The sequence below is a fragment of the Oceanobacillus indicireducens genome, from assembly GCF_014647195.1.
GTDB lineage: Bacteria > Bacillota > Bacilli > Bacillales > Amphibacillaceae > Oceanobacillus > Oceanobacillus indicireducens.
Window position 1 is genome coordinate 228463 of record NZ_BMOS01000001.1, and the last position, 22282, is coordinate 250744.

The following is a 22282-nucleotide window of genomic DNA, read 5'->3' on the forward strand; positions in this document are numbered from 1 at the left end:
ACCCGAATACTGCGAGACTCCTCGTCGGTGATGATAAAGACAAGTTAGAACTGGTCGGAATTTCAATTGGTGGCGGAAAAGTAGAAATTACTGAATTGAACGGATTCCAGTTAAGGCTTTCAGGAAACCATCCGGCGATTCTTATTATGCATAACGACCGCTTTGGGACTATTGCATCGGTAACCGAAATATTGGCGAAACACGAAATTAACATCGGACATATGGAAGTGAACCGGAAAGATGTCGGGAAAGAGGCGCTAATGGTCATTGAAGTCGATCAAAATGTCGATGATGATCTATTAAATGAATTACAATCTAGGGAACATATTATCCAGATTTCGAAAATAGAAAGTTAGAATCGAAAGGGGAATGCACATGTTTCGGACAATTGCTGAATTGGTGGAAATTGCAGAGACAAAAGACATACCGATTTCGGAAGTAATGATTCTTCAGGAAATGGATGTTAAAGAGCGTAGCCGTGAAGACATAGTTTTAGAAATGGAAAAGAATTTGCAAGTGATGGAAAATGCTATTGAACGAGCATTACAAGGTGTACAGTCTGTAACCGGGCTTACAGGCGGAGACGCAGTGCTTGTACAGAAATATATGCAAGAGAAAACACCGTTATCTGGACCAATCTTGCTTGATGCAGTCAGTAAAGCGATGGGGACGAATGAAGTGAATGCTGCGATGGGGGTTATTTGTGCTACACCAACAGCTGGGAGCGCCGGATGTGTACCAGGGACACTTTTTGCGGTAAAGAACCAGTTAAACCCGACCCGTGAGCAAATGATCCGTTACTTATTCACTGCAGGAGCCTTCGGTTTTGTTGTAGCGAACAATGCATTTATTTCAGGTGCAGCTGGTGGATGTCAAGCCGAAGTCGGTTCAGCAGGCGCGATGGCAGCGGCTGCAATTGTGGAAATGGCAGGTGGTACCGCTCAACAATCTGCTGATGCCTTTGCGATTACATTAAAAAATATGCTCGGTTTAGTTTGTGACCCAGTAGCTGGATTAGTTGAAGTGCCTTGCGTAAAACGGAATGCGCTAGGTTCCTCTCAAGCGATTGTTTCTGCTGATCTCGCTTTAGCTGGTGTAACAAGCAGGATTCCAGCAGATGAAGTAGTTGGTGCAATGTACCGGATTGGCAGACAGATGCCCTCAAGTCTCCGGGAGACTGGGGAAGGAGGTCTTGCTGATACTCCAACGGGAAGACTTTTAAAGGAAAAAATATTTGGTGTTTCTGTTTAGAAAGAGTGATTGTCTTGCTTAACGAATCAGTAAAAAATGTAAAAGGAATCGGGGAAAAATTTGCCGAAGATTTAAACCTAATGAATGTTTATACGATTGAAGATTTGTTGCATTATTTGCCGTATAAATATGACGTATTGGAAATTTTACCGCTAAGCGAACTAATCCATGAAGATAAAGTAACGATTGTGGGAAGGATTTTATACGAGCCTTCCCTTACTTTTTATGGAAGAAAAAAGTCGCGTTTAGTTTTAACAGTAGATGTTGAGAATGTTGCAATCAAAGCGGTAATGTTCAATCGCGCGTTCGCGAAGAAACAATTGAATGCGGGGGATACTGTTACGCTTACTGGTAAATGGGACGCCCATAGACTACAGATTACCGTCAGTAACTATCGCAAGGGTGCCCAGGAAGATTCGACAGAAATCCAACCGATGTATTCTGTAAAAGGAGACATAACAAATTACCGGTTGAAAAAGGTGATTTCTCAAGCGCTTGAAGATTATGGCGACCAAATAACAGAGATTCTTCCTGAATCCTATTTAACAGCATATAAGCTACCATCCCGGAAAGATGCAGTAGAAATGCTGCACTTCCCGCAAAATCGTGTTCAACTGAAGCATGCACGAAGAAGATACATTTATGAGGAATTTTTACTTTTCCAGTTGAAAATGCAGCTTTTGCGTAAGAAGCATCGAGAAGCAACAGAAGGAAATGCACAAGAATACGATGAAGAAAAAGTGAACAGCTTTATCGAACGATTCCCTTTCAAATTAACAAGTGCGCAAAATTCCTCACTTGAAGAAATTCTCATAGACATGCGTTCTTCATACCGGATGAATCGGTTGTTGCAGGGTGATGTAGGTTCAGGGAAGACTGCTGTTGCAGCCATCTGTCTTTATGCTTCTTTGACAGCTGGAAAACAAGGGGCATTAATGGTCCCGACGGAAATACTTGCGGAACAGCATTATCAATCCTTACAAGAATTGTTCGGGGAGCTTGCGAATGTGCGTCTTCTTACAGGGTCGGTGAAAATGAAAGAGCGTAGAGAGATATTAACTGGACTTGAAGCGGGGGAAGTAGATTTAATCATAGGTACCCATGCATTGATTCAAGATGATGTCCTGTTCCAAGATCTCGGTCTCGTGATAGTCGATGAACAGCATCGATTCGGAGTAGAGCAGCGACGAACGCTAAGGGATAAAGGACTGCATCCTGACGTGTTATTTATGACGGCAACTCCGATTCCCCGTACGCTAGCAATTACGGCTTTTGGTGATATGGATGTGTCCCAAATAAATGAGATGCCAGCTGGGAGAAAAAAAGTAGAAACCCTCTGGGTAAAAGAAAATATGTTTGAGCGTATTTTGAATTTTATAATCAAACATGTGAAAAGTGGCGAACAGGCATATCTCATCAGCCCACTCATCGAAGAATCCGATAAATTGGATATCCAGAATGCCGTCGATCTTTATCATCAATTGGTTGAGTTTTTCCCACCGGAAATAAAGGTTGGCTTAATGCATGGCCGTCTTCCGGCTGATGAAAAAGATGCGGTTATGAAAGAGTATGCTGAAAACAAAATTCAAGTTCTCGTTTCAACAACCGTTGTTGAAGTTGGAGTGAATGTTCCAAATGCCACAATTATGGTTATTTATGATGCTGAACGGTTCGGGTTGGCGCAACTCCACCAGTTGCGGGGGAGAGTTGGAAGAGGCGACAAGCAAAGTTATTGTATCTTGATTGCCGAACCGAAGAATGATGTGGGGAAGGAAAGAATGAGCATTATGACAGAGACAAATAATGGATTTGAATTGGCGGAAAGGGACTTACAGCTCCGGGGTCCTGGTGACTTCTTCGGGAGAAAGCAAAGTGGGATCCCAGAATTTAAAGTGGCCGATATGGTACATGATTATCGGGCCCTTGAAACGGCAAGAAATGATGCAACTTATATTGTCAACCAGGAATTGCTTGAGACAGATGACGAATACAGAAAACTACGGGAGTTGCTCGCAACAGATCCAGACCTTCATACGAAATTAGATTGATTTTTCATAGAATAGCTTCCTTAATTAGATTTCGTATTAAGCATTACTAATAGTAATGCCTATAACCCCTCAAATCCTTTGATACCAAGGGATTTGAGGGTGTTGTTTTTCTAACCACCCCCAAAAGTACCCCCAATTATGAATTTACTACTGAACTAAAAGTATGAACTGCTTGTTGATCGGCGTCTTCATCTGAATGGTCGTACATTCTATTTATTTCCTCGGCAGTGTTTCCAAGACGTTTTGCTACCGTTGCTATTGATACTCTATTATTCAATAAAATAGTAGCGTGGGTGTGTCTTAGCCCGTGCGCTGTTATTCTTTTAATACCGGTATTTTCAATCACTTTACTTAAAGTGTTATTAATGGTCATTTGACTAACAGAAGTTGCTCTGGGGTATGAAATAAAGACAAAATCATTTTCATCTAGATGCTTTACAGAGGATAGTGAAGAGGGTGAAACCAGAATGAAGGGAAGCGATAGATGGACAAAAACCTACTAAAACATTTCAACCATCCATTCTACGAGAAAGCAGACCGAATCACGGATGAAGTGAAGAGAATGCAGATTAGAAAAGCCGACAGAATAGTCGGCAACTACCCAATCAATGGCGATTCATAAAATACAAAAACCAAACTGCATGGTTTTGTTCATCGGCAGCAGCTTGAGTAAATGCTTCTCTAATAACTGGATTATTCGTTTTTCTAGCTATCTCATAATAAAAGTCAACTGTTTCTTGCTCATCTTTAAAAGATGCGAGTATACCACTTCGAAAATCAGCAGCGCATTGTTCTGTTTGTTTTGGAGAGGGTTGATTTCCTGTAAGAGATGCATAGAGGTGGGAAAATGTCTGGTAGTGTCTAATTTCATCATTTCTTATTTCGAGAATGCGATTATTAATTTCAGTATTCGGAGATTGATTTGCCAATTGCTCATAGCAGTGAATTGCACTATATTCACCATTTATAGCTTTGGTTAGTTCATCGACAATTTCCGTATTTTCAGAAGACTGCCTAAGGTAATATTGCACTTTGTGATCACTCCTTTTTATCAATATATGGGTGGATCAATTATATGTATCTTGTCTTATTGAGGTGAGAGCTTTGTTGCATAATTTCTAATACCAAGGGTGCTAGGGCTGCGGTTAAGGTGGTTTCCCAAAATAAACCTTATCCTGGTGTGTTTTAGTCGCGTTGTATTATTCCTGTGTCATATTATGCTCTATTTTAAATTTTAAATATTTCTCCGTCGTGTTCGCCGACTTTTTTGTCGAGGTAGTCAAGGTCGTCTTTAGTTGCTAGATTATTCAGTACTGACAAAGCTTCGGTATAATTTTCAGTTTCCTTCTCCTGATTGTCTTTAATAACTGAAATGTCCTCAGCGTTCTTTACGACTTGTTTGGAAATAGAATCAATTTTTAGATTTATAGATTCTAGATCTTCCTTTGTTGCCATATTCGTTTCAATTGCTGTGATTTTCTCGTTCATGGCTTTTAGTTCTTTTAGTATCAATTCCATTCCATTTTCTTGCATTTGTTCTCCTCCTCTACGCATTTAATCTAGTTGTTTATTCCTCTTTTCTGGGCTCAGATATGATAAATTGGAAGTAGCTTTCCAATTGTTTAATTTCTTCAGGTCCCATACTCATTCGAACTCACTACTTTCTATAGTACTATATTAAATTTTATCATGTTTCCAAAATAGTAACACTTTAATTTTCAAAAATTCAAGGAGATACCTGAAAATTTGATGTTTGCCGTAGATGACAATCCTATTTACATTCTGGCACAACATTACTTTGTAAAGCACGACATTCATTTTGATATCCATAAAGTGATTGGGTTACTCAACGAAGATCCGGTTCCAAAGGAGTATCGCCTTTTAAAGCAAATTATTGAATGCCTCAATCGCACGTTCAAAGACAATTACTGGGCAACAACTGAATTCAGATCACAAGTAGGCACCTTCTATAAAACAATCTCCTTAAACACTGTCGTCCTTGAGTTTTAGTGAAAAAAATGCTACCCTTTAATAAGCATTTGTGTTACTATTAGTACCAAGTCTTAAAGTGAAACTTCATCCAGTGGGGTTTCGACAGGGAATTCCTATTTAGTCGGCGTTTCATTCCCCCATTGAACATTAGTTGAACCAGTCGAGTAGCTACTGGCAGAGGCTCTCACACTTAGAATTAAATAGTTACTTTTTTTGATAGGTGGGAATCCTACAGCCAGTTACACTGCGATAAAGTACGGTGTGGAAGGTGCAGAATGAAAAAAACAAAAGCAGAAAGACAGCAGCTTCTAAAAGAGAAAATCGAGGAAATTCCGTTTATTACAGATGAACAATTGGCAAATGAATTTAATGTAAGCATTCAAACGATCCGGTTAGACCGGATGGAACTCGGTATTCCCGAAATGCGTGAGCGAATTAAGTCCGTTGCGAAAGACCAATGGAATGAAACGATTCGTGCTTTGCAAATTGAAGAAGTGATTGGTGAAATCATTGATTTAGAACTGGATGAGCGAGCAATTTCTATTTTGGATATCTCAAAAGATCTTGTCTTTTCAAGAAACAAGATTGCTAGAGGGCACCATTTATTCGCCCAAGCCAATTCACTTGCGGTAGCTGTAATCAATGAGAAATTAGCACTTACTGCCAAATCGGAAATCACCTTTACCCGCCAAGTAAAGGAAGGTGAGCGGGTTATTGCCAAAGCAACGGTCGAAGGAAAAAATGATAAAGGATTGACAGTTGTTCACGTTACAAGTTATGTAGAACAGGAAGTTGTGTTTACAGGTACTTTTCAAATGTTCCAATCCAATGAGGAAACAGGTGACGAATAATATGAAATTAGCAATAGATGCAATGGGTGGTGACCATGCACCGAAAGAAATCGTCGAAGGTGCAATGGACGCGATTCGTGAGTTTGACGACTTATCGATTACATTAATAGGTGACGAGGCGAAAATCAAAACGTATTTAACAGATTCAAAAAACATCTCAATCATACATACAGAAGAAGTAATTACGAGTGAAGATGAACCGGTACGGGCCGTTCGTCGTAAAAAGGATGCATCCCTTGTATTGATGGCTAAAGAAGTTAAAGAGGGAAGAGCGGATGCTTGTATTTCTGCTGGAAATACTGGTGCCTTAATGAGTGCCGGTCTCTTTATCGTTGGACGGATTCCAGGGATTTCCCGTCCGGCATTAAGTCCAACACTTCCGACTATTAATGGACAAGGCTTCGTGTTTCTTGATGTTGGGGCAAATGTAGAAGCGAAAGCAAGCCATTTGCTGCAGTACGGTATTATGGGATCGATCTATTCGGAAAAGGTAAGAGGAATTAAAAATCCGACTGTAGCTCTTTTAAACGTCGGGACCGAAGACGCTAAAGGAAATGAACTAACGAAGAAAGCCTTTGAATTGCTGGGAGAAGCACCAATTAATTTTATCGGAAATGTCGAAGCTCGTGATTTGTTTGATCATGCAGCAGATGTCGTTGTAACGGATGGTTTTAGCGGGAATGTTGCGTTAAAGACAATCGAGGGGACAGCACAAACTGTTTTTACCTTACTCAAAGAAACGTTTATGTCCTCTTTTAAAACGAAACTCGCTGCAGGTCTTGTGAAAAATGACTTGGGAGCACTAAAAAACCGGTTAGATTACTCGGAATATGGCGGAGCTGGTCTTTTCGGCCTTGCTGCACCGGTCATTAAAGCCCATGGTTCATCAAAAAGCCGGGCGATTGTTAACGCAATACGTCAAGCGAAACATATGGTTGACCATGATGTAACAGAAATGATAGGCGAAGTGGTAGAAACAATGAATGTAGAGGAGTGAGTGATATGAAACGGGTAGCATTTATGTTCCCTGGGCAAGGTTCCCAAGCTGTTGGGATGGGGAAAGAATTTTATGATACGTATCCGGAAGTGAAAGAATTCTTTCACCGAGCGGATGATTTATTAAATAAAGATATTACAGATATTATGTTTAACGGACCTCAAGAAACGCTAACAGAAACGGAAAATGCTCAACCTGCACTCCTGCTTACGAGTGTAGCGATCGAGCAAGTTTTGCTAAAAGAAGGTATTCAACCAATTATGACAGTCGGCCATAGTCTCGGTGAATACAGTGCATTAGTGGCTTCCGGATCCATATCCTTTGAAGACGCCCTCCCCCTTGTTGCGACAAGAGGTCGCTTGATGGAGCGAGCTTTTCCAAAGGGTCAAGGAACGATGGCTGCAGTCCTTGGACTTTCTGAAGAAGAAATCACAGAAGTTTTACGGGGAATTAAGGAGGAAGTAGTTGATCTTGCTAACTTGAATTGTCCTGGACAAATTGTTATTTCGGGTTCTGTAAAAGGCGTTGAAATCGCTGCAGAACAGTTAAAACAAAAAGGTGCAAAACGAGTTCTTCCGCTTAACGTCAGTGGACCATTCCATTCCAGGCTAATGAAAACTGCGAACGAAGAATTTGCAAGTTACTTAGATGGGATTGAGATTAACAATGCAAGCATTCCAGTCTATGCAAATGTCTCTGCTACTCAGGTTACAGCAAAAGATGAAATTAAAGACTTACTCATCAAGCAGCTTTATTCCCCTGTTCAATTTGAAGCATCCATTCGGGCTATGATGACAAAAGAAATCGATGCTTTTGTTGAAATAGGAAACGGTAAAGTATTATCTGGCCTGCTTCGGAAAATCGACCGAAAAACGAAAACATTTGCCGTGCAAGATACGAAATCATTACAGGACTTTTTAGAATGGTACAAGGAGGATGCTTAAATGTTAAAGGGCAAGAGCGTATTAGTAACTGGTGCGTCTAGAGGTATCGGCAGAACGATAGCAATTGAATTTGCAAGGCAAGGAGCCAATGTTGCTGTTAACTATGCAGGAAGTGAAGCGAAAGCAAGAGAAGTAGCTGAAGAACTTAAAAGCTATGGCGTCCAATCGTTCCCGATTCAAGCCAACGTTTCAGACGAAGATAGCGTAAAAGCAATGGTAAAAGAAGTAATTAATGAGTTCGGCAGCTTGGACGTCCTAGTGAATAATGCTGGTGTTACGAGAGATAATTTATTGATGCGTATGAAGGAAGAAGAATTTGACGATGTTATTAACACAAATTTAAAAGGTGTCTTCCTTTGTACGAAAGCCGTAACAAGGCAAATGATGAAGCAACGTGCGGGTAGGATTGTCAATGTTGCGTCGATTGTCGGAGTAAGCGGAAATCCAGGGCAAGCCAATTACGTAGCAGCAAAAGCAGGAGTAATCGGGCTTACGAAGACAACTGCAAAAGAACTAGCTTCCCGGAACATTTTAGTGAATGCAGTTGCGCCGGGCTTTATCTCAACAGATATGACTAATGAACTAAATGATGAACAAAAGGAAGCTATGCTATCGATGATCCCGTTAGATCGCTTTGGTGAACCTGAAGATGTCGCGAAAGTTGTGCGCTTCTTAGCCTCCGATGACGCTAGCTATATCACCGGACAAACGATACATATTGATGGAGGAATGGTGATGTAACAAACAAAGGTGGTAGCGTCATTGCAATAAGTTTCGCAGGCGCCTGGGACCCTGAGATTACTCGCCTCACCGAAGAGCGTTTGTACTTATTTGGTCTTTGCCGGGCAGAGATCGGACGTAGCTATTAACATTGAAGGGAGGTGAACGGTGTGGCAGATGTGTTTGAGCGTGTAAAAGAAATCATTGTTGATCGTCTTGATGTAGAAGAGGAAAAAGTTACGTTGGAAGCGTCATTTAAAGATGACCTTGAAGCGGATTCCCTTGACGTAGTTGAGCTTGTAATGGAGCTTGAAGACGAATTCGACATGGAAATCGCTGATGAAGAAGCTGAGAAAATTAATACAGTGGGTGACGCTGTAAATTATATCAACAGTGTTTCTCAATAATAAAAGAGGGAAGAGGCTGGGATTTTACATGCAATGAGTGTTTTATCCCGGTCTCTTCATATATTTTGAAGAGGTGAGCTGTATGGATTTGAGTGAACTAGAACAACAGCTGCAGATTAATTTTAAACAAAAATCATTGTTACATCAGGCATTTACCCATTCATCCTATGTGAATGAGCATCGTCAAGAAGAGTTTTCGGACAATGAAAGATTGGAATTCCTTGGGGATGCGGTACTAGAGTTGGGCGTTTCCCAATATCTTTATTCCACCTACCAGCAGATGCCGGAGGGGGAATTGTCGAAGTTGCGTGCATCTATTGTTTGTGAACCTTCTTTAGAAAACTTTGCAAGGGATTTACAATTTGGAAAGTATTTACTGCTTGGCAGGGGCGAAGAGCAAACGGGTGGAAGAGATCGTCCTGCCATATTAGCGGACGTCTTTGAAGCGTTTTTAGGTGCATTGTATCTCGATCAAGGTTATGAAAAAGTTCTTGAGTTTTTAGGAGAACATGTCTTTCCGAAAATAAAAATTGGCGCTTTTTCGCATGGGATGGATTATAAAAGCAAGCTTCAGGAATTTGTGCAACAGGATAAAAACCAAAAGGTGACTTATGAAGTTGTAGAAGAAAAAGGACCCTCACATGATCGGGAATTTCTCGTTCACGTAAGTATCAATGGAAAAACAATCGGCGAAGGACTCGGCAGATCCAAAAAGGAAGCCGAACAACGTGCCGCAAAACTTGCGTTGGATCAACTAAATGAACCGAAAAAATAAATCAGTGGGAAAATCCACTGATTTATTTTTTACGAATGGCAGCTAATTCATCGACAAATGCCTGTGATTCTAAAGCGCTTAGTTTGCCTTTGTTGATAATGACCTGGTGTAATAATTTCAAATCATCGTATTTGTCCAAATCATAATCTTCCGCATCAAATAGAGCACGATTAGCAACATTTAAATGATCTGCAAGCTCATGAAGCATTATCGCTAAGTTTTCTTGACTAACCTCGTCAAAAGACATGAAACCCCTCCCGAAATAATAGCCTGAAGCTGTATGATGGATAAAAATATCCATTTAAATATACCAATTCCATCTTAATGTTGCAAATTACGAATAGTATACGCTGGAAAATGTATGCCAGACTTCTTTTGACAAGTAGATTATGATAAAATGAATAAGTTGAAAAACCTTATATATACAAGCGATTTCCTAAAATTTGCTTGTTATATAGTAGGAGAATGAATATGTATTTAAAAAAATTGGAAAGTCTCGGCTTTAAGTCGTTTGCGGAACGAATTTCGATTGACTTTGTTCCAGGTGTAACCGCAGTAGTCGGACCAAATGGTAGTGGAAAAAGTAATATAACCGACGCGATACGTTGGGTGTTGGGCGAGCAATCTGTGAAATCTTTACGCGGTTCGAAAATGGAAGATATCATATTCCAAGGAAGTGATACCCGTAAAGCATTAAATGTTGCGGAAGTGACCCTTGTATTGGATAACAAAGATAAAGCCTTGCCCCTTGACTATGAAGAAGTCAGTGTAACGAGAAGGGTTTATCGTTCTGGGGAAAGTGAATTCTATATTAATAAACAATCCTGCCGATTAAAAGATATTATCGATCTATTTATGGACTCCGGATTAGGAAGAGAAGCTTTCTCCATTATCAGTCAAGGGAAAGTAGAAGAAATCCTTAGTTCGAAAGCGGAAGAAAGAAGAACGATTTTTGAAGAAGCTGCGGGTGTTTTAAAATATAAACAGCGGAAGAAGAAATCAGAATATAAGCTTGCAGAAACACAAGAAAACTTGAACAGAGTGGAAGACATTCTTCATGAAATCGAATCACAACTCGGACCACTCGAGGAACAAAAGAATACTGCAAATCAGTACTTAGCTTTAAAGGACCAATTGAAAGAGAAGGAAATTTCCTTGCTGATCGCAGAAATTGAAACGCTCCATGAACAGTGGAAGACGATCAAGCAACAGCTTGGAACAGAAAATGAGAAACATATCGCATTAAAAGCGGAGATTCAACAAAAAGAAGCATGGATTGAAGAACAGAAAGAACAGAACTTGCAGTTGGATGAAAGAATTGAGGAACTGCAAGGGAAACTGCTCCAATCGACAGAACAACTGGAGAAATTGGAAGGGAAAAAGCAACTCCTCTCCGAACGCAGCAAGCATCACGGAGAAAATAAACAAAAACTGTTGGATGACCAGAAATATACAGAGTCCCAGCTGAGAAATACAGAAGAGCAGTTAAAAGAAGAAGAAGAAAAACGAAAAACGTTCTTAGCCGAAAAGGAAAAAATAAGAGAATCAATTAAAGATCTTGAAACGAAATTGAGTCGAACCGAAGAAACAATAGCAGAACAAATTGAAGAATTAAAATCTGACTATATCGAGCTTTTGAATGAACAGGCTGCTAGTCGCAATGAATTGCAGTCGATTGAAAGACAATCGGAACAATATAATAATAAAAATCAAAGACAAGCTGAAAGGTTCAAAGCATCCCTCGAAGAAAGAAAGAAGCTTGAACAAGTAAGAGAGGAAGCAGAAAAAGAGCGGCAGCGGCAGCAGGAAATTTGTGAGACAAGCGAGCAGAAGATCAAACAGCTTAAGATTGATGTAGAAGCGAATCGCAGACAATTTCAAGATATGCAGAAGAAGCTATATCAAGGTTATCAATATATCGAAAAGTTAAAATCTAAAAAAGAAATGCTTGAAGAAATGAAAGAAGATTTTCAAGGCTTCTTTCACGGTGTAAAAGCAATTCTGAAGGCAAGGGAAAAGGGAGAATTACAGCAGATTGAAGGAGCAGTTATTGAGCTGATTGAAGTTCCCAAAGCTTATATCCTTGCAATTGAAACAGTTCTTGGCGGCCAGGCACAACATATAGTTGTTCCAGATGAAAGAATTGCCCGAACAGCAATTACGTGGTTGAAGAAGACAAATAACGGTAGAGCAACGTTTCTACCACTTACAACCATTCAAGAAAGGTATGTTCCAAGGCAGCTTGTTGAGCGAATGAAAGAACATCATGGATTCGTCGGTATTGCAGCTGAATTAGTAGAGACAACGCCAAATTATCAGCGTGCCGTTAATCACTTGATGGGACATGTCATCATTACCGAGACACTGAAAGATGCAAATGAAATTGCTGGACTAACAGGCAGAAAATATCGGATTGTAACGCTCGAAGGTGACGTTGTCGCTCCGGGTGGGGCAATGACAGGTGGAGCCACCAGGCAAAAGAACCAGTCCTTATTTACAAGAGAGAAGGAACTGGAAGAGTTACGAGATAAATTAACGAGCTACGAACCACGAACCGCAGCTTTTGCCAAACGAGTGGAAGAACAAAAAAGAATCACGGAAGAAAAAGAACGGGAATTGCGGTCTGAAGAACAAACATTGTCGACCGAACAACAGCAATTGCAAGCCTTGCAATCTTCTTTCCATGAAGTAGAATTACAATTGAAATCATTAAATGACAGTCTTTCCCTTTATGATCAGGAAGAGAAACAATATCTAGAAGACACGGAGTATCTGAAACAACGGAAAACGGAACTTGATGATCGGTTGGCAGATTTGAAAGTGAAGCTAAAAGAGGCAGAAGCACAAATTGAACAGTTAACCAAAGAAGAATCTGCTGTTAAAGAAAACAGGGAGTTACTGCAGAACCAATATCATGAACAAAAATTATTGCTTGCAAAACAGGAAGAGCGTTACCGTAACCAATCAGATAAAGTGAAGAGCTTGAAAGAACAAGTTCAAACAACTTCAGCTATGTTGAAAGAGAATATCGAAAAATTATCAGAACTTGATTCGATTCTTGAGAATGAAGAAACGGAAGAAACGATTGATGCAGCCATATCCGAAGAGAAGGTAACAAAGGATACGTTAACAACATCCATTCAGGAACTACGCAGCGATCGGGCCAATCGGACACAAACGATTAGTGACGAAGAGAAGGAACTGCGGGAAGAAAATAAACGTAGTCAGGCAATGCTTGCAACGATTCAACAACATGAAGTGAAAATGAACCGTCTTGATGTCGAGCTTGAGAACCGATTAAATCATTTGCAGACGGAATATACGATAACATTTGAGAAGGCCAAGCAAACTTTTGAGAAATCAACAGATATCCATCAATCGAAACAGGAAGTAGAGCAATTAAAACAACGGATTGCTAATTTAGGTACGGTTAATCTCGGGTCAATTGATGAATACGAGCGAATCCATGAAAGATACACCTTCTTGACCGAGCAACAGACTGATCTCATAGATGCGAAAACTACGCTATACAAAGTCATTGCAGAACTTGATGTAGAAATGATTGAACGATTTGAAACTACTTTTCAGGCGATAAAAGAAGAGTTCGAGACGGTGTTTAAAGAGCTGTTCGGTGGCGGAAAAGCAGAATTGAAGCTAACCGATCCGAATAAGATGTTGGAAACCGGTGTGGAAATCATTGCCCAACCTCCTGGAAAGAAACTTCAGCACCTAGGACTTCTTTCTGGTGGAGAACGGGCACTGACAGCAATTGCGTTATTATTTGCCATTTTAAGAGTCCGGCCTGTCCCTTTCTGTATTCTTGATGAGGTGGAAGCGGCGCTGGATGAAGCGAATGTAACCCGTTTTGCAAAATATGTAAAACTATACAGTGAACAGACACAATTTATTGTAATTACCCACCGGAAAGGCACAATGGAAGAAGCAGATGTGCTATATGGTGTGACAATGCAAGAATCTGGAGTATCCCGTCTCGTTTCCGTAAAACTGGAAGAGACCGCTGATTTAGTCGAATCATAAGGAGGAAAAAGGGACATGAGTTTTTTTGATAAATTTAAAAAACGTTTTAAACAAGATGAAGAAGCTGACCAAGTTCAAGAGAAATATAAAGAAGGCATGAAGAAGACCCAGGGAGTTTTCTCTGGCAGGATTAATGATTTACTAGCACGTTACCGTAAAGTTGATGAAGATTTTTTCGAGGAGTTGGAGGAAGTTCTCATAGCTGCAGACGTAGGTGTCACGACAGTGATGGATTTAGTTGATGAACTAAAGATGGAAGTGAAACGTCAAAATATTAAAGATACAAAAGAGATCAAAGATGTTATTTCGGAAAAATTGGTAGAAATCTATTACGGGGAAGATGACGAGGATATTGAGCGCCTGAATATCCAGGAAAATGAAATGACCGTCATTCTCGTTGTTGGAGTAAACGGTGTTGGGAAAACGACCTCTATCGGTAAGCTTGCTCATCAGTTGAAGCAAGAAGGGAAAAAAGTAATGATGGCAGCAGGCGATACATTCCGTGCGGGAGCTATTGAACAACTAGAAGAGTGGGGGAAGCGCGCTGATGTTGAAGTGATTAAGCAAAGTGCCGGTAGTGACCCAGCAGCTGTGATCTATGACGGTATCCGTGCTGCCAAATCGCGTAAAGCGGATGTACTTCTATGTGATACCGCAGGCAGACTGCAAAATAAAGTTAATTTAATGAATGAATTAGAGAAGATCAAGCGCGTTATTGAAAGGGAGGTTCCTGGAGCGCCGCATGAAGTATTGCTAGTTCTTGACGCAACAACAGGACAGAACGCCTTAAACCAGGCGAAGACTTTCTCAGGTGCGACAGATGTATCTGGCATCGTTTTGACGAAGCTGGACGGTACAGCAAAAGGTGGTATCGTACTTGCTATCCGAAATGAATTGAATATCCCAGTTAAATATATCGGCCTAGGAGAACAAATAGGTGATTTACAAGAATTTGATGCTTCCTTATTTGTTTATGGTCTATTTGCTGATATGTTAGAAGAAAGTGCGGAAAAATAGGACGTTTCTTGACAGTTAAGCAATCCATTCGTTATGATTACTTGTAAAGAGATTTCACTTAACAAGGGGCGTTGCCATTGCTGGAAAAAACAATGCGCATTAATTTTTTGTTTGATTTTTATCAAGATCTTTTAACGTCAAAACAAAAAAAGTATATGAAATTATATTATTTGGAAGACCTTTCACTAAGTGAGATTTCGGAAGTGTTTTCCGTATCACGTCAAGCAGTTTATGACAATATTAAACGAACGGAAGCAATGCTCGAATCCTATGAAGAAAAGCTGAATTTATATGAAAAGTTCAGCAAGCGGACGAAGATTATGAACGAGTTGGAACAAATTGCATCCGATGAAGAAATAAAACAGTTAGTCAACAAACTAAAAGAATTGGATTAGGAGGATACCTTCTATGGCATTTGAAGGCTTAGCCGAACGCCTGCAAAGTACGATCAAGAAGATAACGGGAAAGGGCAAGGTTTCTGAACAGGATATTAAAGAAATGTCCCGCGAAATCCGGCTCGCCCTTCTTGAGGCTGATGTAAACTTTAAGGTTGTTAAAGATTTAATCAATCGTATCAAGGAACGGGCAGTTGGCCAGGAAGTAATGGAAAGTCTTACACCCGGACAGCAAGTTATTAAAATTGTCCGTGATGAATTAACTGAATTAATGGGTGGAGAAAACAGTAAAATTGCTGTAGCTGACCGTCCGCCAACTATTATTATGATGGTTGGTTTACAAGGTGCAGGTAAAACAACAACGACAGGAAAGCTTGCCAACCTCTTACGGAAAAATTATAATCGTAAGCCGATGCTTGTAGCGTGTGACGTCTATCGACCGGCTGCGATCAAGCAACTGGAAACCCTTGGTAGTCAATTGGATATGCCTGTTTTCTCTCTAGGAACAGAGGCAAATCCGGTAGATATCGCCAAGCAGGCAATTGAAAAAGCGAAAGAAGACCATCATGACTATGTCATTATTGACACGGCTGGTCGTTTACACGTGGACACGGAATTAATGACAGAACTTGGGGAAATTAAGAAAATCGCAAACCCAGATGAGATATTCCTTGTTGTTGACGCCATGACTGGTCAAGATGCAGTTAATGTTGCAGAAAGCTTTAATGATCAGCTGGATATTAGCGGAGTTGTATTAACGAAACTCGACGGGGATACCCGAGGCGGTGCTGCATTATCCATTAAAGCAGTCACCGATAAGCCGATTAAATTTGCGGGTATGGGGGAAAAACTTGATCAGCTTGAACCTTTCCATCCTGAACGAATGGCTTCTAGAATTCTCGGAATGGGTGACGTCTTATCATTAATCGAGAAAGCCCAGACGAATGTTGATGAGAAACAGGCGAAAGCGTTAGAGGAGAAAATGCGTTCCATGTCTTTCACCTTTGACGACTTCCTGGAACAAATGGATCAAGTAAAACAAATGGGACCACTTGACGAACTATTAGGCATGCTGCCAGGTGCTGGCAAGATGAAAGGGTTGAAAAACGCCCAAATTGATGAAAAACAGCTCGCACAGGTTGAAGCAATCGCTAAATCCATGACGAAAAAAGAGCGTCAGGAACCGGGTATTATTAATGCCAGTAGGAAGAAGCGAATTGCAAAAGGTTCTGGTACAACCGTTTCCCAGGTGAACCGGTTGCTCAAGCAATTTGATGAAATGAAGAAAATGATGAAGCAAATGACTAATATGCAAAAAGGGAAAAAAGGTAAAGGTGGCGGCTTCAAACTGCCATTTATGTAAAACAACGAAATTATTTTTGATTGTCATGTAAAAACCCTTTACAGACTAAATATTTTCTGTTAGAATTTGAAATTGTGATTAACTATTATTGGAGGTGCAATCAATGGCTGTTAAAATTCGTTTAAAACGTATGGGTTCTAAAAGAAATCCATTTTACCGTATTGTTGTAGCAGATTCCCGCTCACCACGTGATGGACGTCAAATCGAACAAATCGGAACATATAACCCGGTAGTTAGCCCGGTTGAAGTTAAAATCGATGAAGAAAAAGCACTTAAATGGTTAGGTAATGGTGCTAAACCAAGTGATACAGTCCGCAATCTGTTTTCAACAGAAGGCATCATGCAAAAATTCCACGAGCAAAAAAACCAAGCAAAGTAGTGTGATACCATGAAAGCCCTAATCGAAACTATTGTCACTTCCCTCGTTGATTATCCAGAGGATATCAGCGTTACAGAAAGGGAAGAGGAAACGAAGATCGTTTATCATCTCAAAGTACATGAAGATGATGTTGGCAAAGTGATTGGCAAGAATGGACGTATTGCAAAAGCGATTCGAACCGTTGTCTATGCAGCAAAAACGGAAGAGAATAAGCGGATTTATTTGGATATCATGTAAAAAAGGGAAAGGGACCAGTGGTTCTTCTTTCCCTTTTGCACATTCTAACTGATCACGGATTAACCCTCTTTTAAAATAATATCCATAAATTATTTGGTAAAACTCCTGGAAGTGAGGGAAAACAGTGAAAATTATTAAAAGAGTTGAAGTGAGACAAATCATTACCGAAAAGAGCAAAGAGAAATTAAAGGCTCATTTATTTGATCAGAAAATGCGACTTGAACAAGAGTGTCAACAGTTACTTTTTGAGAAACGAAAAATGCTTAATAAAAAAGGCGCTCATAAGCAAGAAGTTGAGCGGAAATTCCATCAAGAAGTTCAGAAACGGAAAGAGAAAATCGAACTAATTGAATTTAAGGAAGAGCAGCTCGAAGTCTTAGATTTAGGAAGTGAGATTGTCGAAGGGGAAGTTGAATCTCTTGTTGAAGTAGGTATTGGGACAAATTGGGAAGAATTAATGAAGCAACAGGCAATAGTTATAAAAGATAATATTGTTGTACGAATAGAAGAGTAGGTAGGTGCAGATATGGCTGACAAAATGTTTAATATTGGAAAAATCATCAACACACACGGTGTTCGAGGAGAAGTGAAAATAAAGCGGATTACTGATTTTGAAGAGCGGTTTAGAACTGGAGAAACCGTTTATATAAAGGACAAAGAAACGACGCTTCCACTCATTATTGCCAGTCATCGGATACATAAAGGATTCGATCTGATTACTTTCGAAGGTATGGATAACATCAATGATGTGGAAAAATATAAAGGACATTATTTACAGATCCATGAAGATCAGCAGACAGAGCTTGAGGAAAATGAATATTATTATCATGAAATTATCGGGTGTACTGTATATACGACTGCTGATGAAAAGCTCGGTACAATTAAAGAAATACTTGCACCAGGCGCAAACGATGTCTGGGTTTTACAGCGCCCTGGTAAGAAAGATGCCTACATCCCTTATATTGAGTCTGTTGTGAAACGAGTAGATGTTCAAGAAAAAAGCATTTTTATTGAACCGATGGAAGGACTGCTTGATTAATGCATATCGATATTTTGACATTATTCCCGGAAATGATGGAAGGGGTCTTCCAATCATCCATCTTGAAAAAAGCCCAGGAAAAAAATAAATTTTCGTATAATCTTGTTAACTTTCGAGATTACACGACGAATAAACATCGTAAAGTAGATGATTACCCTTATGGCGGAGGTGCTGGCATGGTACTTACGCCGCAGCCAGTATTTGATGCAGTAGATGCATGTCTGGAAGACAAAGCTACAAAGCCTCGAATTGTGCTCCTCTGCCCCCAAGGTGAACGTTATACGCAACAGAAAGCAGAAGAACTGGCGAAGGAAGAACACCTTATCTTTATTTGTGGACATTATGAAGGCTATGATGAAAGAATTCGGACAGGGCTTGCAACAGATGAAATCTCTATTGGGGATTATGTATTGACTGGTGGCGAGCTTGGGGCGATGGTTATTGTTGACAGTGTCGTTCGTCTTTTGCCTGATGTGCTTGGAAATGAATCCTCTGCAGTTGAAGATTCATTTTCAACAGGGTTATTAGAACATCCTCATTACACAAGACCTGCGACATTTCGCAACATGTCGGTTCCCGATGTTTTACTTTCTGGAGATCATGCAAAAATTGCAAAATGGCGAAAAACGGAGTCCCTAAACCGCACTCTTGAACGGCGCCCAGACCTCCTAGAAAACTATTCCTTTACAGAAGAAGAAAAGCAGATTCTAGACGAAATCAAACAAAATAAATCAATAGAATAACAAGACTGCGGACCCCCAGTAGAACAACTTCACAGCTGAATCCAAATGTTTTTAGAAAATGTGTTGAATACTATACGGATTTATGCTATATTAGTTGTTGTGTTTATGCACGTATAAACGATGTTCCGCTGTTCCTTTAGAGAATGATGAACATTGGTTTGGAAGGAGTGAAGCAAATGCAAGAATTAATTGCAGAAATTACAAAAGATCAGCTTCGTACAGATCGTCCGGAATTCCGTCCGGGAGATACCGTGAAAGTTCACGTTAAAGTTGTTGAAGGTACACGTGAGCGTATTCAGATTTTCGAAGGCGTCGTTATCAAACGTCAAAACGGTGGTATCAGCGAAACATTCACAGTAAGAAAGATCTCTTACGGTGTAGGTGTTGAGCGTACTTTCCCAGTACATTCACCGCGCGTTGACAAGATTGAAGTAACTCGTAAAGGTACTGTACGCCGTGCTAAGTTATACTACCTACGTAATCTACGTGGTAAAGCAGCGCGTATTAAAGAACGCCGCTAATTACAGAAATAATAAAAAGAAAGGAGCTTGAGCACATGTTCAAGCTCCTTTTTTAATGCTCTAGTCGCTTATTCAATGTTATAATGAACATACTTATTGTTCAAACTTAATAAGGATAAGGAAATGTGAGTGTCGGAGGAGAACAGATGGCAAAGAAGAAGAAAAATGAATGGGTAGAATGGACGAAAGCATTATTGGTAGCACTTGGCCTCGCTTTTATTGTGCGGATGTTTTTATTCGCACCAATCATTGTAGATGGTCCATCGATGCTACCAACATTACATGACCGAGATCAGATGATCGTAAACAAATTCAGTTATTATTTTCATGATCCGGAACGATTTGATATCGTCGTATTTCACGCATCCTCACAGAAGGACTTCATTAAAAGAGTCATAGGTCTTCCAGGCGAACATGTAGCAGTAATTGATGATGTACTGTATATTGATGGAGACCCTGTGGAGGAGAACTTTTTACCAGAAAACGACAGCGATGCAAACACCTTCGACTCTGTCCGTAATGATTTCTCTTTGGAGGAAATCCCAGGCAATTACGAGGTTATACCGGAAGGGCATGTATTGGTGCTTGGAGATAATCGAGGAAATTCCACCGATAGTCGCATGATTGGACTAATTTCAATGGATCAAATTGTAGGGAAAACCAGTTTGATTTACTGGCCGTTTGATCGAATTCAATTTGTAGGAGAGTAGGTGATCGCCATGCAAGTACAGTGGTTTCCAGGCCATATGGCAAAGGCAAGACGCGAAGTTGAAGGGAATTTAAAACTTGTTGACTTCGTTATAGAGTTGCTCGATGCAAGGGCCCCCTTATCATCAGAAAATCCGATGTTGCACCAAATCGTGCAGAATAAGGATAAAATGGTTGTGCTTATGAAGCGAGATCTCGCAGATCCTAACGTTACTGCAGCATGGCTTACTTATTATAAAGAAAGAAACATTCCTGCGGTCGCTGTAGATGCTAGTAATAGAGATGATATGAAACAAGTCGTTCAGCTTGCGAAACAACTCGGAAAAAAGAAAATAGATCAGCTTGTGGCAAAGGGAATGAAAGCCCGACCGCATAGGGCTATGATATTGGGTATCCCAAATGTCGGCAAATCGACGTTAATTAACCGCCTGGCGAACAGAAAGGCGGCTAAGACAGGGGACCGGCCCGGCATTACGAAACAACAGCTCTGGATAAAGATTAAGAAGGATTTCGAGTTACTTGATACACCTGGAATTTTGTGGCCGAAATTTGAAGATCAAGTTGTCGGCTATCGGCTTGCCTCAATCGGCACAATAAAAGACCAAGTGATTTCCTTACAGGACATCGTCGTCTTTGTTATTAAATTTTTACAACGAAAGTACCCTGATTTGTTACTAGAACGTTATGGCGTAGAAGCAGACCTTGATGACATGGTTGAAATATTTGAGCGTATCGGTAAAAAGCGCGGTGCACTGGAAAGCGGGGGCGAAGTTGATTTTGATAAAGTATCGGAATTAGTACTACGTGACCTGCGCAGTGGTAGAATAGGGAGAATTTCATTGGAAGATCCGGATGACGTAAGTATGGAAGAATAATGATGGATAGAAATAAGGTGTAAGTATGAGAGAGAAATCAATAGCTGTTATAAGACAGCTGTTTGAAAATGGGGAAATAACGGAAGAAATAGTCGAACAGTTAAAGCAGGATGATAGAAAAGGAGTCCAAGCACTCGTCCGAAAACATGCAAAATTACAGGAAAAGAAACAACAGCAAATCACTGACTTCAAAGAAATGTGTTATTTTGAAAATGAAGCAAGAAATAACGGCCGAGAGCTTGTCGCGGGAGTCGACGAAGCGGGCCGAGGACCGCTTGCTGGTCCAGTCGTTGCGGCATCCGTCATCTTACCACAAGATTTTATGCTCCTCGGTTTAAATGATTCAAAACAACTTTCGGAAAAAGATCGTGATTACTTTTATGCAATTATTAAAGAACAGGCGATCAGCTATCATATTGCAGTTATCTCCAATGAAACAATCGATCAAATGAACATTTTAGAGGCGACTAAGCTCGCCATGTACGAAGCGGTTCGAGGTTTGGAGAAGCAGCCGAACCATATATTAATTGATGCTGTCCAGTTACCCGAACTCAAGATGTCGAGTGAAGCTATTATTAAAGGGGATGCGAGAAGCGTTTCAATCGCGGCTGCAAGTATACTTGCTAAAGTTACACGTGATCGTCTGATGAAAGAAATACATAATGAGTTTCCAATGTATGACTTTAATTCTAATATGGGTTATGGAACGAAAAAACATCTGGAAGGATTACAATCATACGGCATATCTCCCTATCACCGGAAATCCTTTGCCCCAATCCGTGAATTTATCACGTATTAACGGTCTGTATTATCCCCACTTCTAAACATAAGAGAAACCCAATATTGAAGGACGGGGATAAACAGTCCGTAAATCCCTGATTCTGTTCAACTAACATTCAGTGGGGGGAAAAGATCCCTCACTGAATGAAGTTTCACTTTACCACGTATTAACGGTCTGTAATACCCCTCCTCTAAACATGAG

Annotated in this window: 27 protein-coding genes and 1 pseudogene; 24 read left to right on the plus strand and 4 right to left on the minus strand. The window is 40.3% G+C overall.

The genetic code is table 11. From position 1 onward, the window contains the following. The 3 genes from IEX94_RS19580 to recG form a co-directional block, all read left to right on the plus strand. On the plus strand, positions 1-356 hold a 356-nt coding region (locus IEX94_RS19580), incomplete at its 5' end, for an ACT domain-containing protein (protein WP_229782518.1). A gap of 19 nt (positions 357-375) precedes the next feature. After that, a complete protein-coding gene (sdaAA, locus tag IEX94_RS01100) occupies positions 376-1251 on the plus strand; it encodes an L-serine ammonia-lyase, iron-sulfur-dependent, subunit alpha (RefSeq protein ID WP_188855685.1) in 876 nt (291 codons plus the stop codon). A 14-nt stretch (positions 1252-1265) separates the two neighbouring features. Further along, positions 1266-3299, plus strand: coding sequence for an ATP-dependent DNA helicase RecG (gene recG, locus IEX94_RS01105; protein WP_188855686.1), 2034 nt, complete (start codon positions 1266-1268; stop codon positions 3297-3299). 136 nt (positions 3300-3435) lie between these two features. On the opposite strand, the gene IEX94_RS20205 is transcribed toward recG, so the two are convergent. Continuing rightward, positions 3436-3768: a tyrosine-type recombinase/integrase gene (locus IEX94_RS20205; protein ID WP_188855771.1), complete on the minus strand. Its 333-nt coding sequence runs from the start codon at positions 3766-3768 to the stop codon at positions 3436-3438. 15 nt (positions 3769-3783) lie between these two features. On the opposite strand from IEX94_RS20205, the gene IEX94_RS01115 reads away from it, so the two are divergent. Then, positions 3784-3921 (plus strand): hypothetical protein, encoded by a 138-nt coding sequence (locus IEX94_RS01115; RefSeq protein ID WP_188855687.1) that lies wholly within the window; start codon positions 3784-3786, stop codon positions 3919-3921. Here the strand turns inward: IEX94_RS01115 and IEX94_RS01120 are convergent. Continuing rightward, the gene (locus IEX94_RS01120) at positions 3905-4330 is read right to left on the minus strand and encodes a ferritin-like domain-containing protein (RefSeq protein WP_188855688.1); all 426 of its coding nucleotides are present in this window, start codon (positions 4328-4330) and stop codon (positions 3905-3907) included. The genes IEX94_RS01115 and IEX94_RS01120 overlap by 17 nt on opposite strands. 196 nt (positions 4331-4526) lie before the next feature. After that, positions 4527-4832: a hypothetical protein gene (locus IEX94_RS01125; RefSeq protein WP_188855689.1), complete on the minus strand. Its 306-nt coding sequence runs from the start codon at positions 4830-4832 to the stop codon at positions 4527-4529. Between the two features lie 189 nt (positions 4833-5021). Here IEX94_RS01125 and IEX94_RS20375 point away from each other — a divergent pair. From IEX94_RS20375 to rnc, 7 genes and pseudogenes are all read left to right on the plus strand, one after another. Then, positions 5022-5264 (plus strand): annotated as a pseudogene (locus IEX94_RS20375) (DDE-type integrase/transposase/recombinase); the annotation flags it as partial. Between the two features lie 302 nt (positions 5265-5566). Then, positions 5567-6142: a transcription factor FapR gene (fapR, locus tag IEX94_RS01130; RefSeq protein ID WP_188855690.1), complete on the plus strand. Its 576-nt coding sequence runs from the start codon at positions 5567-5569 to the stop codon at positions 6140-6142. A 1-nt stretch (position 6143) separates the two neighbouring features. Then, positions 6144-7139, plus strand: a complete 996-nt coding sequence (gene plsX, locus IEX94_RS01135) for a phosphate acyltransferase PlsX (protein ID WP_188855691.1) — start codon at positions 6144-6146, stop codon at positions 7137-7139. 5 nt (positions 7140-7144) lie between these two features. Further along, positions 7145-8083 (plus strand): ACP S-malonyltransferase, encoded by a 939-nt coding sequence (gene fabD / locus IEX94_RS01140; protein WP_188855692.1) that lies wholly within the window; start codon positions 7145-7147, stop codon positions 8081-8083. Further along, positions 8084-8824, plus strand: a complete 741-nt coding sequence (gene fabG, locus IEX94_RS01145; protein ID WP_188855693.1) for a 3-oxoacyl-[acyl-carrier-protein] reductase — start codon at positions 8084-8086, stop codon at positions 8822-8824. A gap of 149 nt (positions 8825-8973) precedes the next feature. After that, positions 8974-9210, plus strand: a complete 237-nt coding sequence (gene acpP, locus IEX94_RS01150; RefSeq protein ID WP_156855486.1) for an acyl carrier protein — start codon at positions 8974-8976, stop codon at positions 9208-9210. An 82-nt stretch (positions 9211-9292) separates the two neighbouring features. Next, positions 9293-9985, plus strand: a complete 693-nt coding sequence (gene rnc / locus IEX94_RS01155) for a ribonuclease III (RefSeq protein ID WP_188855694.1) — start codon at positions 9293-9295, stop codon at positions 9983-9985. A 22-nt stretch (positions 9986-10007) separates the two neighbouring features. On the opposite strand, the gene IEX94_RS01160 is transcribed toward rnc, so the two are convergent. Further along, positions 10008-10232, minus strand: a complete 225-nt coding sequence (locus tag IEX94_RS01160) for a DUF1128 family protein (protein ID WP_188855695.1) — start codon at positions 10230-10232, stop codon at positions 10008-10010. A 224-nt stretch (positions 10233-10456) separates the two neighbouring features. Between IEX94_RS01160 and smc the strand changes: the two genes are divergently transcribed. The 13 genes from smc (at position 10457) to rnhB (ending at position 22099) form a co-directional block, all read left to right on the plus strand. Next, positions 10457-14023: a chromosome segregation protein SMC gene (gene smc, locus IEX94_RS01165; protein ID WP_188855696.1), complete on the plus strand. Its 3567-nt coding sequence runs from the start codon at positions 10457-10459 to the stop codon at positions 14021-14023. Positions 14024-14038: 15 nt separating this feature from the next. Then, positions 14039-15040, plus strand: coding sequence for a signal recognition particle-docking protein FtsY (gene ftsY / locus IEX94_RS01170; protein ID WP_188855697.1), 1002 nt, complete (start codon positions 14039-14041; stop codon positions 15038-15040). Between the two features lie 77 nt (positions 15041-15117). Further along, positions 15118-15435: a putative DNA-binding protein gene (locus IEX94_RS01175; RefSeq protein WP_188855698.1), complete on the plus strand. Its 318-nt coding sequence runs from the start codon at positions 15118-15120 to the stop codon at positions 15433-15435. A gap of 13 nt (positions 15436-15448) precedes the next feature. Continuing rightward, positions 15449-16798 carry a signal recognition particle protein gene (ffh, locus tag IEX94_RS01180; protein WP_188855699.1) on the plus strand — a complete coding sequence of 450 codons (1350 nt, stop codon included), beginning with the start codon at positions 15449-15451 and terminating at the stop codon, positions 16796-16798. A gap of 103 nt (positions 16799-16901) precedes the next feature. Then, the gene (rpsP, locus tag IEX94_RS01185) at positions 16902-17177 is read left to right on the plus strand and encodes a 30S ribosomal protein S16 (protein ID WP_156855479.1); all 276 of its coding nucleotides are present in this window, start codon (positions 16902-16904) and stop codon (positions 17175-17177) included. A 9-nt stretch (positions 17178-17186) separates the two neighbouring features. Next, a complete protein-coding gene (locus IEX94_RS01190; protein ID WP_156855478.1) occupies positions 17187-17414 on the plus strand; it encodes a KH domain-containing protein in 228 nt (75 codons plus the stop codon). A gap of 124 nt (positions 17415-17538) precedes the next feature. Further along, a complete protein-coding gene (locus IEX94_RS01195) occupies positions 17539-17928 on the plus strand; it encodes a YlqD family protein (protein WP_156855477.1) in 390 nt (129 codons plus the stop codon). 12 nt (positions 17929-17940) lie between these two features. After that, the gene (gene rimM, locus IEX94_RS01200) at positions 17941-18453 is read left to right on the plus strand and encodes a ribosome maturation factor RimM (RefSeq protein WP_188855700.1); all 513 of its coding nucleotides are present in this window, start codon (positions 17941-17943) and stop codon (positions 18451-18453) included. After that, on the plus strand, positions 18453-19196 hold the full coding sequence (gene trmD, locus IEX94_RS01205) for a tRNA (guanosine(37)-N1)-methyltransferase TrmD (protein ID WP_188855701.1): 744 nt from the start codon (positions 18453-18455) through the stop codon (positions 19194-19196). Before rimM ends, trmD begins: the two co-directional genes overlap by 1 nt. A gap of 176 nt (positions 19197-19372) precedes the next feature. Further along, a complete protein-coding gene (gene rplS / locus IEX94_RS01210; RefSeq protein WP_156855474.1) occupies positions 19373-19717 on the plus strand; it encodes a 50S ribosomal protein L19 in 345 nt (114 codons plus the stop codon). Positions 19718-19863: 146 nt separating this feature from the next. After that, positions 19864-20427, plus strand: a complete 564-nt coding sequence (lepB, locus tag IEX94_RS01215; RefSeq protein ID WP_188855702.1) for a signal peptidase I — start codon at positions 19864-19866, stop codon at positions 20425-20427. A 9-nt stretch (positions 20428-20436) separates the two neighbouring features. Continuing rightward, on the plus strand, positions 20437-21300 hold the full coding sequence (gene ylqF / locus IEX94_RS01220) for a ribosome biogenesis GTPase YlqF (RefSeq protein ID WP_188855703.1): 864 nt from the start codon (positions 20437-20439) through the stop codon (positions 21298-21300). A 25-nt stretch (positions 21301-21325) separates the two neighbouring features. Continuing rightward, positions 21326-22099: a ribonuclease HII gene (gene rnhB / locus IEX94_RS01225; protein ID WP_188855704.1), complete on the plus strand. Its 774-nt coding sequence runs from the start codon at positions 21326-21328 to the stop codon at positions 22097-22099. The last annotated feature ends 183 nt before the right edge of the window (positions 22100-22282 follow it).

Coding starts and splice junctions, on each gene's coding strand:
- rimM (WP_188855700.1), top strand. CDS start 17,941: ATGGCTGACAAAATGTTTAATATTGGAAAAATCATCAACACACACGGT.
- rplS (WP_156855474.1), top strand. CDS start 19,373: ATGCAAGAATTAATTGCAGAAATTACAAAAGATCAGCTTCGTACAGAT.
- fabG (WP_188855693.1), top strand. CDS start 8,084: ATGTTAAAGGGCAAGAGCGTATTAGTAACTGGTGCGTCTAGAGGTATC.
- ftsY (WP_188855697.1), top strand. CDS start 14,039: ATGAGTTTTTTTGATAAATTTAAAAAACGTTTTAAACAAGATGAAGAA.
- ylqF (WP_188855703.1), top strand. CDS start 20,437: ATGCAAGTACAGTGGTTTCCAGGCCATATGGCAAAGGCAAGACGCGAA.
- fabD (WP_188855692.1), top strand. CDS start 7,145: ATGAAACGGGTAGCATTTATGTTCCCTGGGCAAGGTTCCCAAGCTGTT.
- smc (WP_188855696.1), top strand. CDS start 10,457: ATGTATTTAAAAAAATTGGAAAGTCTCGGCTTTAAGTCGTTTGCGGAA.
- rnc (WP_188855694.1), top strand. CDS start 9,293: ATGGATTTGAGTGAACTAGAACAACAGCTGCAGATTAATTTTAAACAA.
- rpsP (WP_156855479.1), top strand. CDS start 16,902: ATGGCTGTTAAAATTCGTTTAAAACGTATGGGTTCTAAAAGAAATCCA.
- plsX (WP_188855691.1), top strand. CDS start 6,144: ATGAAATTAGCAATAGATGCAATGGGTGGTGACCATGCACCGAAAGAA.
- ffh (WP_188855699.1), top strand. CDS start 15,449: ATGGCATTTGAAGGCTTAGCCGAACGCCTGCAAAGTACGATCAAGAAG.
- IEX94_RS01190 (WP_156855478.1), top strand. CDS start 17,187: ATGAAAGCCCTAATCGAAACTATTGTCACTTCCCTCGTTGATTATCCA.
- trmD (WP_188855701.1), top strand. CDS start 18,453: ATGCATATCGATATTTTGACATTATTCCCGGAAATGATGGAAGGGGTC.
- sdaAA (WP_188855685.1), top strand. CDS start 376: ATGTTTCGGACAATTGCTGAATTGGTGGAAATTGCAGAGACAAAAGAC.
- IEX94_RS01125 (WP_188855689.1), bottom strand. CDS start 4,832: ATGCAAGAAAATGGAATGGAATTGATACTAAAAGAACTAAAAGCCATG.
- lepB (WP_188855702.1), top strand. CDS start 19,864: ATGGCAAAGAAGAAGAAAAATGAATGGGTAGAATGGACGAAAGCATTA.
- rnhB (WP_188855704.1), top strand. CDS start 21,326: ATGAGAGAGAAATCAATAGCTGTTATAAGACAGCTGTTTGAAAATGGG.
- IEX94_RS01160 (WP_188855695.1), bottom strand. CDS start 10,232: ATGTCTTTTGACGAGGTTAGTCAAGAAAACTTAGCGATAATGCTTCAT.
- IEX94_RS01115 (WP_188855687.1), top strand. CDS start 3,784: ATGGACAAAAACCTACTAAAACATTTCAACCATCCATTCTACGAGAAA.
- fapR (WP_188855690.1), top strand. CDS start 5,567: ATGAAAAAAACAAAAGCAGAAAGACAGCAGCTTCTAAAAGAGAAAATC.